At 60.8% G+C, this 689-nt stretch carries 1 protein-coding gene; it reads right to left on the bottom strand.

Annotated features, from left to right (window positions below):
- On the bottom strand, positions 1 to 602 hold a 602-nt coding region (locus tag A9Q02_RS12500; RefSeq protein WP_216361508.1), incomplete at its 3' end, for a hypothetical protein.
- Positions 603 to 689: the final 87 nt, after the last annotated feature.

Here is a 689-nt window from a genome sequence, read left to right as displayed (position 1 = left end):
CCCGCCTTGATGCGCATGAACGGATGCCACCCGAGGCGGACGATCCGCCCGAACAGCCAGCGGGCATACAGGCCGCGGTCGCTCAAGACCAACACGGTCCAATCGGACGGGATGCCGGGACGCAGGAGGCGCAGCATGCGCAACCAGTCGCGCCGCCACGCCCGTTTCTCGGTGGCGGGGACAATCGTCCAGGCCACCGGAATGGCATTGCCGCGATAGACCACCGAGACCACCAAGATGGCAAACCGCGTACTGAGCGTCGTCGCATCGAGGGTCAAGGCGATCTGGAGGCTGTCGCCCCACATGCTGATCATCCAGCGCAGCAACGGCACAAAACAGCTCGTCACATCAAGCTCGTGCCGCTTCGAACCCCGCTTGCGGCGCGCTTCGACACACCACTCGTACAGTTGTTGCTCGACCGCATCGCGCTTCCGACCCAACAGCAAGGCCAAAAACGTCGCCACCGTGACCCGACCACACGACCGGGTGAAGACGATCCCAAAGCTCCACAACGCCAGCACCACTGCTTGGGGCTTGCTCAGGTGGGGCATCCGGCTTGACACTTCCAGCTTCCATTCCGATAATGCTTGCGTGCGGTTCATGGGTCCATTCCTTTCTACGATCGGTGTTTGTTACCATAATCGTAGCAGAAATGGTCATGACCCGCACATTATCTGAAAAACCTACCC

The organism is Candidatus Chloroploca asiatica (assembly GCF_002532075.1).
In the GTDB taxonomy this organism is placed as follows: Bacteria; Chloroflexota; Chloroflexia; order Chloroflexales; family Chloroflexaceae; genus Chloroploca; species Chloroploca asiatica.
The sequence above is the reverse complement of the archived record's forward strand: the minus strand, read 5'-3'. Positions and strand labels throughout refer to the sequence as shown.